Below are 8,939 nucleotides of genomic sequence, written 5' to 3'. Positions count from 1 at the left end.
GGATTTTGGCTCGTTCCCACGCTTCAGCGTGGGAATGCCGTTGTGCCGCTCCAGCGGCCGAGATCCCTCGTTCCGCTCGGGACAGGGTTTCATGACGCTGGAGCGTCAGATCCCTCCTCCGTCGGGACCAGGTTGGCTCCCACGCTGGAGCGTGGGAGCCAGAGGTAACCCCAACGCAAGAAAAACGACGCGGTATGAGTATAGGAAAAATGATCCGGTCCTTGTGCTGAGGCTACGGAATAGCTCGCGTAGACCAAGTTAGCCCCGCGGAGCGGTGGGTAACCCAATGCCATTAAGTTGTACTACCACACGGCACAATCTGCGCGTTTCACCCCCTCTCCCTCCGGGAGAGGGCGGGGGTGAGGGGGGAATTCAAAAGCTCAGATTGTGCCGTGTGGCAGTATAGCGCCGCTTGTCGTGGTGGGTCGGAATACGAAAGAGAAAACGACGAAGCGCGCGAATCGGTGCGAAAAAGATCCCTCCCTTCGGTTCAGAATGACAATTTCGTGAGGATTCGGTAGTGGCTCAGTTCGCGAAAAAACGGAAATTGCGAAAAAACGCAATGACGCCAGGACGCCAAGAAAGAACAAAGAATCTTTGCGTCTTGGCGTCCTTGCGTCCTGGCGTTAAATGGGCCGGAAAGTGAGCGGCCAAGCATAAAATTTTTAGGGTCTAGATAACTTTAGCCTCTGCCGAGGATTCGCGTGATTCGTAGTTTTTTCGCCGTCGGGTTACTCTTTACAATTTGATCCACGTCCGCCGGGCAAGAACAAAGAACAGGACAGGCTGGAGACATGGCCGACATCTTCATCAGCTATTTGCAACAGGACCGCCGACGGGTCAAGCCCTTGGTGGATGCCCTGATCGCCGAGGGCTATCAGGTCTGGTGGGATCTGGAGATCCGCGCCGGCGAGTCCTTCGGCAGGCGCATTGAGGCCATGCTGAAAAAAGTGCGGTGTGTCGTCACTGTTTGGTCGCAGCACTCGGTTGATTCCGAGTGGGTGTACGCGGAGTCGACTCGGGCGAAAGATCGGGGAAAATTCGTTCCCATCCGGATCGACGAAGGGATCGAGCTTCCTCTGCCATTCAACAATAGAGTTGTTCCCTTTGTAACATTCTTTAAAATCAGTATGTTACGAGGACCATTTGGCGTCTAACCCCAGACATTGCCAGCCAGCCCGCCCTCTTCATCGCCCAATGCACCTCTGCCCTCGGACCTGAAACCTGCTCCCAGACGATACTGCGCCGATTCCAGCACGGACTGAGACGCCAACACCGCCAATCACCGGTCAGGCAAACCAAAGGTCAAAAGCACTTTGACGGTCTTCCATACGACAGTCTCAAAGACGGCTCCAGGGACCGGCGATGGTGGTCATCCTGGCGGTAGCTTCAGAGTGGGCTCCCCGCCACCGAGCCCGAGCACCAATGATAACGGGGACCGGTCCATAGAATTTAACCCTGGATTCCTTCGCCATGGGTCGTACCCAGGTTACCTTCGCTCAATATGACCCAGCTTCGTCGAGGGCTGGGGCGCGCGAAATCCGAAGGCGATGCGGACTGGGGATGGAGGTTTTCTCGCTTTCAGTATTTTTCTAGGGTGGTAGCCGGCGCGCGGAGCTGGACGATTCGGGCTGGGGACGGGCAGGCGGCCGATGATCTATATTACACCTGGTACGTGTCGGGCTTGTGCCGAGTGGCTCAGCGAGCAGACGGACAAACTATCATACCTGCCTACCGAGGCCGAAGATGGGGAAATTATGCCGCCCGGGCCGGCACCTCGACGCCTTTCTGGACCGACTGTATCCCACACCGACCAGGCCCAGCTTCCACACAAGAGACGCTCCGATATAACGACTACAGCCAGGGCCAGGACGAGTCACAGCGGAGACAAGATCGCATTCTCCGCCTCTTGTTTGCATCGGCTCTCTACAACCGACCAGGGGCGGCTTTGTTAGTTCTACTATTTACAGCGCACTACACTAGCTCCCATGCTCCAGCGTGAGAGCAAGCTTTGCCCCGACGGAGGAGGGATCTGACGCTCCAGCGTTATGAAACCTTGGCCGCTGGAGCGGCCACAACTGCGTTCCCACGCTGGAGCATGGGAACGAGCCGAAATATTCGTGTCCATTCGTGGTTCTTGTTTCCGATTTTTGTATGCACTGCACAACAAAATTCATGCTTCTTCGGTCTGAGGCAAAGCCTCGCTAGAGCCTGTTGACCTATTAGTAGGTCCGCACAGCGGACCCTACGCTAACCTCTTGATTGACGTAGGGTCCGCTGTGCGGACCTCTAAGAGGGTGTCGCAAAAGCCCGTAGGATGTGGTGAGCGCCTACCCGCCCCAGGGACGGGGCGGGTAGGCCGCGAACCGCATCGTTGGAGCGTGCCGTGACCGACCTGGTGTGGGACAGGCCGCCATCCATCGATGCGGTTCGCGCCACCCAGCAGTGCCATCCTGAAAGATCTCCCACGCTCACCGCATCCTACGCTCTTTGCACGACTTGTATTCTACGCAAATCAAAGGCACCGGATTGGCTTTTCCCATGCTCAATCCGAGCGGGACGATTCGCGTCCTCTGCGTCTTGAGCGGTTCAAGTATTCATGGCGTTTGCGCCTTTGCCGTTCACGGTGGGACAGAGGTAGCCTGAAGCAGCAGGGGAGCGGTCTGGTCCGGGCGGAAGGGGTGCAGTGTGGAGAGGTCTTCTTGCACGGAATCCAGGGGGCTGTGGGTGTCGGCGTCCGTGGTCGGTACGGCGAGCAGATCGAGAACGACCCGCTTGTGTTGAGCGGTGACGTTTCCGATCCACAGGGGCGTCTCACCATCGATGCGATAGCTGGTCGGCCACAGACGCAACACCAGCCGGCGCTTACCGGGGCCTTGTTTGACCAAGGTCAGGGCTTCGTGGCGGCCTTCGTGGACATGGGGAATGACGGGAAGCTCCGCGAGGGGCAGGGAGGGGGACAGCAGTTTTATGGCCCTGCCCCAGCTCAGCCTGGGTCCCGGCTCCCAACCTTGGTGGGCGAGCTGGTCGCGCAGGTCGGCGAGCTGGCCGGCATACTGGAGGTTCAAGGGATGATGGCCGGCCTGCCGCAGGTCGTCCCGGGTTTGCGGCAGGATACGCCAGACCTTGGTCCTCCAATCGGCGTCGGTGATGGCGGTGGTCGCTAGGGGCCGGTCGTGGAAGGCAGGATCGGGATCTTGAGACAGGATGCTTTGGAGGCCGAAGGCGACTGCACAGGTCCCTAGGGCAATAGATCCGAGCCGATGCCAGGCGGGCTCGCTCTCCCGGTGGCGACGATAGGCCAGTCCCAGGGTAGCCACCCAGGCCAGCCCGAGGGTGAGGCTGCCCAGGACAGCGGTGAGCCAGTGGGCGCCGAAGTAGAGCCGGGAGATGCCCACCAGGGTGATGAGCATACCGGCCCAGGCGTAGGGCAGCCAACGCCAGGTCGGGGTCATGCCGCCGGCGAGCACCACGGCGAGGAAGCCGTAGACCACCGTGGCCCGCAGGGTGTGGCCGCTGGGGAAGGCCCAAGGCGTGAGTCCGTCCGGCCCGGGGTCAGGGCGCGGGATCTGGAGCAGATACCCGAGCAGCGGCCCGGCGAGGATAGCGAAGGTCCCCGCGGCGAGCCAGTAGTTGGCATGACGGTGCTCGCCGCGCCGGTACAACCAGCCGCAGACCACCAGGATCAGGGGCAGGATGACGGCCAGGTCCCCGAGACGGCTGAAGCCGGCCATGAGCTGGTTCGCCGTCGGGGTTTGGAGGCTGAGCGCGAGATGCAGCACCGTCCGGTTCAGCGGTAGATCCGATGCCCCGGCGACGGTGAAGCCGGTGACCAGGGCGAACAACAGGGTGGTCAGGAGCAGGACCCCGGCGAGTGCGGTCAGGGTCGCGGCATCCGGGTGTCCGGGATCGGCGAGGGCACGGGCGATCTCGCCCATCCGCGGATGAAATTCCGCCCGGCGCAGCAGGCCTTCGATCCAGCCCTTAGCACGGGGGCTGTAGCGCAGAAAGACCTGCCGTACCCCCCAGGCCACGGCCCAGACCACGACCGCCAGGGCGAGCAGCAGCAGCACCAGATGGAAGGCGGCCTCGGCGGCCAGCTCCAGGGAGGCGCCGAAGACGATGCCCGGCAGCAGGTAGGCGGGGGCCCAGGCGATGGCGGAGAGGATATTGGCGACCAGGAAGCGCCCCACCGGCATGCCCAGCATACCGGCGACCAGCGGAATGACCGCCCGGATGGGACCCACGAAGCGCCCGAAGGCGACGCTCTTGCCGCCGTATTTTTCGAAGAAGCGGACCCCGCCGGCGAGGCTGTCCGGATAACGGGTGAAGGGCCAGAGGCTTGTCAGCCGTTCCCGGTAGTGGCGCCCGAGCCAGTAGCTGAGTCCGTCCCCGACCACGGCGCCGACGATCGCCCACAGGCACACGGGCCAGAAGTCCAGGGCGCCGGCGGCGATCAGGGTCCCGGTGCCGACCATCATGATCGCACCCGGCACCATGAGCCCGACGATGGCCAGGGATTCGGTCAGGGCTACCAGGAAGACACCCAGATAGGCCCAACCGGGGTTGGCCGCGACCCAGGTCAGCAGATCCCGGAGCAGCTCGGCCATGGGGTAGTGGTCGGGGTCGGCCGACTACAAGTACCTAGTTTCCGACCGCTGCTGTAAAGTTCATAGTATTCGCATGCTCACACGCTTGGCTCACATGCTCCAGTGTGTGGACTAGGCGTGTTGACATTCCGAAGGTCCGCACAGCGGACCCTACCCTGACCACTCGATTGACTGTAGGGTCCGCTGTGCGGACCGCTGGGACGTTGCGGCCATCTAGCCTGTGAAAACTGTTGGTTAGTGCAGATAACAACCGGAAAGAAGAGAACCACGGATGAACACGGATAGACACGGATTTGTCTCCATCCGTGTCTATCCGTGTTCATCCGTGGTTCGAGATAGCGAGGATTAGATCGTTTGTTAATTGAGAACACCCCCTAGTACCCCGTTTTACCCTATATCTCTGGTTTGGGAATCGCCTGTAGCAGGCCGTTCGGAATGCCGCCCGGAACGCCACGGAGGGCGCTATTTCGGGCATGGCAACGAACCTCCTATATAGAGAACGCTCTACCCGTTTTTCAGCTGCGGAAATCTGTGTAATCCGCGGATTTAAGATTCGAGGCCCCCAGCATCACGACAAGCATGAGGTCGGGTACGGACGCCACGAATCTTGTCGAAATAACTCACTTTCATCGCCGCCTCGAACGCCTGGTTGGAGGGATACTCGAAACCGAACACCGGCTGCCACAGGCGCTGGTTCTCCATGCACAGATAGAAGAATACCCGACCGTGCCAGGCGGCCAAGCCATGGTAAGCGTGGGAGAATAGCGCCAGCTTGATCGCTTCGGGATAGGACAGCTTGCCGTCGCTCGGGGTCAGGGGCATCTGCAAGATTCGGGTCTTGCTGCCGCTAGTGCGGATGCGGCGGATGACGGACCTGGTGAAGGTCAGGGTACCGAACGAGACCAGCGCCACCTCGGCGGGATCGAACCCCTGCTCGACGCGAGACAAGAGCGCCGAGTAATCCGCCTTCCAATCGGCATAATGGATCATGGGGTGGAAATGGAAGCCGACGATGATCCCCCGGTCGGCCAGGCGCCGGGCGGCGTTCAGGCGCTCATCGAGCCGGGCGGTCCGCTGCTCCTCGTGCGCGATGACGCACTGGGGATTGAGCGACCAGGTACAGATGAGGTTGCGGGGGACCGGGTGCTGCAAGAGATAGGCGATGTTCTTGGATTTGGTCTTGAGCTCCAGGATGACGTTCGGGTGGCGGCGCGCAAAATCCATCAGGGCATCGAGCACACCGAAGCGATTGCCCCACATCAGGGAGTCGGACGCCTGGCCGGTGCCGATGTGATAGGTCCGTTCGGGATCGAGCTGCAGGGCGCTGAGCCGGTTGGCGAAACGGCTATCGAAATGGATCTGGTCGTCGTGGTAGAAGGACCGGACACTACAGTAGCTACAATCGAAGCCGCAGTTCTCCACCGCATCGAGCGTCAACAGGTTGCAGCAACGGGTCCGCTCCGAGGCGACGGGACAGCGGCCCAACCCGAGGTGCCCGCGTCGCCGATCGCGCGCCCGGACCCGGTAGCTTCCCGACCTGCGGGTTGCGACGGGCGTGCCGTATTGCCTCGGGGTAGCCCGCAAGCCTTCCATGTATCGGTGCAGAGCGCCGACCACCAAGGCCCGGCGCTCTTTTGGCGGCAGCTCCGCCGGAGGCGACGCGGGCCAGACCGCCATCAGCGAGGGCGCGTCCCACATCGCCAGCTCGACGCCGATCTCGCTGATCTGGCGCAGCTCCTGCTGTGAGAAGCGGTAATGCCCGGCCTGTCGGCGCAGAAAAGCGCGCTCCTCGACTGCTAGACGACCGAACGGCGTCTGCGCGACGAGGTGGGAGAATTTCTGTTCGTAAGCCTGGCGATTCCTCATATGGAATAGCCCGTGCGTATAAGTCCTCGCGAAAACATGATCTTATGGATCGGTTTTCCCGGTACCAGCAGGCAGGTTAACTGCGCGCGATCCGAAGCTCAAGACACCGCGCTCGTTCCGGATACCGCTCGATGTGTCCTGGTGGGCGCAGTAGCCCGTAGGATGGGCAAAGCGAGCATCCATCAAGATGGTTTTTAGGTTCGGTCATTCCACGGAGGTTTCCGAGCCGCAACTGCTTGATCGGATGCACAAAGCGAAGCGTGCCCATCAATTTGGCGGGTTACTTGCAAGACCCTGTTTTCGGGAGAATTTATACGCGCCTACCCTGCCGGCCCACCCGGGCATCTTGACGAAATCCTCTTCATGGGCAAGGATTAAGGGTTCACAGGAAGCACTATCCCCTGCAACCTGCGAAAAACAAGCAAGGCTCTGAGGTCCCTGGGGCCTCCCTGGGCCTACCACCACCCCCAAATGTGAGGAGTGTTCCGCCGTGGCAAAGACCCCCGTTCGAGTCGCAGTTACCGGTGCCGCCGGCCAGATCGGTTACGCAACCCTGTTTCGCATCGCCTCCGGCGAGATGTTGGGCAAGGATCAGCCCGTCATCCTGCAGCTGTTGGAATTGCCGCTGGAGAAACCGCAAAGCGCCCTCAAAGGCGTGATGATGGAGCTCGACGATTGTGCGTTCCCCCTGTTGGCCGGCATGATCGGCACCGGCGATCCCAAGGCGGCGTTCAAAGATGCCGACTATGCCCTGCTGATCGGCGCCAAGCCGCGCGGGCCAGGCATGGAGCGTAAGGACCTCTTGATGGACAATGCCAAGATCTTCATCGAGCAAGGGAAGGCGCTCAACGAGGTCGCCTCACGCGAGGTGCGGGTCATCGTGGTCGGCAATCCGGCCAACACCAACGCCTACATCGCCAAGACTTCCGCCCCCGACCTACCCGCTACCAACTTCACCTCCATGATGCGGCTCGACCATAACCGCGCGGTCTCGCAGCTGGCCACCCGGACCGGAAAGGCGGTCTCGGACATCAAGCAGATGGTGGTCTGGGGTAACCACTCGCCCACCATGTATCCGGACCTGCGTTTTGCGACCGTAGCCGGTCAGGATGCCAAGCAGCTGGTGAACGACGAGACCTGGTACCGCGAGACCTACATCCCCACCGTGGGCAAGCGAGGCGCGGCCATCATCGAAGCCCGCGGCGCCTCCTCGGCGGCCAGTGCGGGCAATGCGGCCATCGACCACATGCGTGACTGGATGCTGGGCAGCGATGGCCGGTGGGTGACCATGGGCGTGGTCTCGGACGGCGCATACGGGATCCCCGAGGGCCTGATCTACGGCTTCCCCTGCACCTGTACCGCCGGCAAGTACGAGATCATCAAGGGCCTCGAGATCGACACCTTCTCCCGTGAGAAGATGGACTTCACACTCAAAGAGCTCGAAGAAGAACGCAAAGGCGTTGAGAGTCTCCTGGGCTGACCGTCGTCGCACCCGTGACCTTTGGAGATCGAAGGCACGGGTGCCATAAAAAATTAAGGCTCTTTATGGATTCCGGACTGCTTTGGAGTGCGCCGGCAAAGCGGCGCGGTCGAATTGAACCCCAGCGATGGGGGATCCCAGCGGCGTTTGCCAAGAACCTGGGCGTCGGGTTCCACCCGCGCCGCGGCGACGGTGCTTTCCCCTGGCCGCAATGCCTTATGCATCGCCAAATCCAAAGCGGCGGCGAGCCGGTGCGCCAGGGCCAACCCTGCGGTTGGGTCGGGCACCGCGGATTCCAGTAGGGACTGGAGTCAGGTTGCCGCCGCCTGCCTGGGGGCAGACAGGCACTCCAAAATGTTTGGTGGTACCCTCCATGATCGTGAACAGTCTGGAATCCATAAAGAGCCAAAATTAATTTTCCTGGTTGTCATTTCGACCGATTTCGACCGAATGTGAGCTTGCGGATGATCTGATGGTGGCTCAGGTGCGCGCATTTATCGATCAGCCGCTCGCCACCAGGGAGCCGCGCGTCCGGTGCCAGATCGAGGAGTGGAACCAGCATAAAGTCACGCTCCAGCAGACCGGGGTGCGGAATCGTCAGGGCTGGCGTCTCCAACCGGGTGTCGCCGGCGAGTAGGATATCGATGTCGATTGTGCGCGGACCGTTGCGCAGGGTACGCACACGACCGAGCCGCTGCTCGATTGCCTGCGTGGCCTCCAGAAGTTGCAACGGCGGCAGGCTGGTCTCGACGGCACAGACGAGATTGAGAAAGTTCGCCTGGACAATGCCGCCCCACGGGCGTGTCTCGTACCACGGCGATTCGCCCAGGAGTCGGATGGCATCCTGAGCATCAAGCAATTCCAAAGCAGTACCCAGATGGTGTCGCGGCCGGATGTTGGAACCCAGAGAGAGATAGACCGTCATCACGGGATCAATCCGCCTCCGCTTTCGTGATCTTTACCTTTTTGGGTAGTGGTTACCT

6 protein-coding genes are annotated in these 8,939 nt (G+C 61.2%); 2 read left to right on the top strand and 4 right to left on the bottom strand.

Annotated features, from left to right (window positions below; translation table 11 throughout):
- Nucleotides 1-794: 794 nt before the first annotated feature.
- Nucleotides 795-1,157: a toll/interleukin-1 receptor domain-containing protein gene (locus E1958_RS18870; RefSeq protein ID WP_133513247.1), complete on the top strand. Its 363-nt coding sequence runs from the start codon at nucleotides 795-797 to the stop codon at nucleotides 1,155-1,157.
- A 1,464-nt stretch (nucleotides 1,158-2,621) separates the two neighbouring features.
- Here the strand turns inward: E1958_RS18870 and E1958_RS18865 are convergent.
- Nucleotides 2,622-4,610, bottom strand: coding sequence for a bifunctional DedA family/phosphatase PAP2 family protein (locus E1958_RS18865; protein WP_133513246.1), 1,989 nt, complete (start codon nucleotides 4,608-4,610; stop codon nucleotides 2,622-2,624).
- 546 nt (nucleotides 4,611-5,156) lie between these two features.
- Entirely contained in the window at nucleotides 5,157-6,476 is a 1,320-nt protein-coding gene (locus E1958_RS18860; protein WP_133513245.1) for an SPL family radical SAM protein, read from the bottom strand.
- Nucleotides 6,477-6,966: 490 nt separating this feature from the next.
- Here E1958_RS18860 and E1958_RS18855 point away from each other — a divergent pair, with 490 nt between their 5' ends.
- Nucleotides 6,967-7,956 carry a malate dehydrogenase gene (locus E1958_RS18855; RefSeq protein ID WP_133513244.1) on the top strand — a complete coding sequence of 330 codons (990 nt, stop codon included), beginning with the start codon at nucleotides 6,967-6,969 and terminating at the stop codon, nucleotides 7,954-7,956.
- A gap of 53 nt (nucleotides 7,957-8,009) precedes the next feature.
- Here E1958_RS18855 and E1958_RS18850 read toward each other — a convergent pair whose 3' ends face one another.
- Both E1958_RS18850 and folK read right to left on the bottom strand, forming a co-directional pair.
- Complete coding sequence (locus E1958_RS18850) at nucleotides 8,010-8,243, bottom strand: hypothetical protein (RefSeq protein WP_133513243.1); 234 nt, start codon at nucleotides 8,241-8,243, stop codon at nucleotides 8,010-8,012.
- A gap of 140 nt (nucleotides 8,244-8,383) precedes the next feature.
- Entirely contained in the window at nucleotides 8,384-8,881 is a 498-nt protein-coding gene (gene folK, locus E1958_RS18845) for a 2-amino-4-hydroxy-6-hydroxymethyldihydropteridine diphosphokinase (RefSeq protein ID WP_133513248.1), read from the bottom strand.
- Between the last annotated feature and the right edge of the window lie 58 nt (nucleotides 8,882-8,939).

The organism is Candidatus Thiosymbion oneisti, from assembly GCF_004359955.1.
GTDB lineage: Bacteria > Pseudomonadota > Gammaproteobacteria > Chromatiales > Chromatiaceae > Thiosymbion > Thiosymbion oneisti.
Note: the sequence above shows the minus strand (reverse complement) of the source record. Positions and strands in the feature narration are given on the sequence as shown.

Excerpts from the sequence above, each read along its gene's own strand:
- folK (WP_133513248.1), bottom strand. The coding sequence starts at position 8,881 with ATGACGGTCTATCTCTCTCTGGGTTCCAACATCCGGCCGCGACACCAT.
- E1958_RS18870 (WP_133513247.1), top strand. The coding sequence starts at position 795 with ATGGCCGACATCTTCATCAGCTATTTGCAACAGGACCGCCGACGGGTC.
- E1958_RS18865 (WP_133513246.1), bottom strand. The coding sequence starts at position 4,610 with ATGGCCGAGCTGCTCCGGGATCTGCTGACCTGGGTCGCGGCCAACCCC.
- E1958_RS18860 (WP_133513245.1), bottom strand. The coding sequence starts at position 6,476 with ATGAGGAATCGCCAGGCTTACGAACAGAAATTCTCCCACCTCGTCGCG.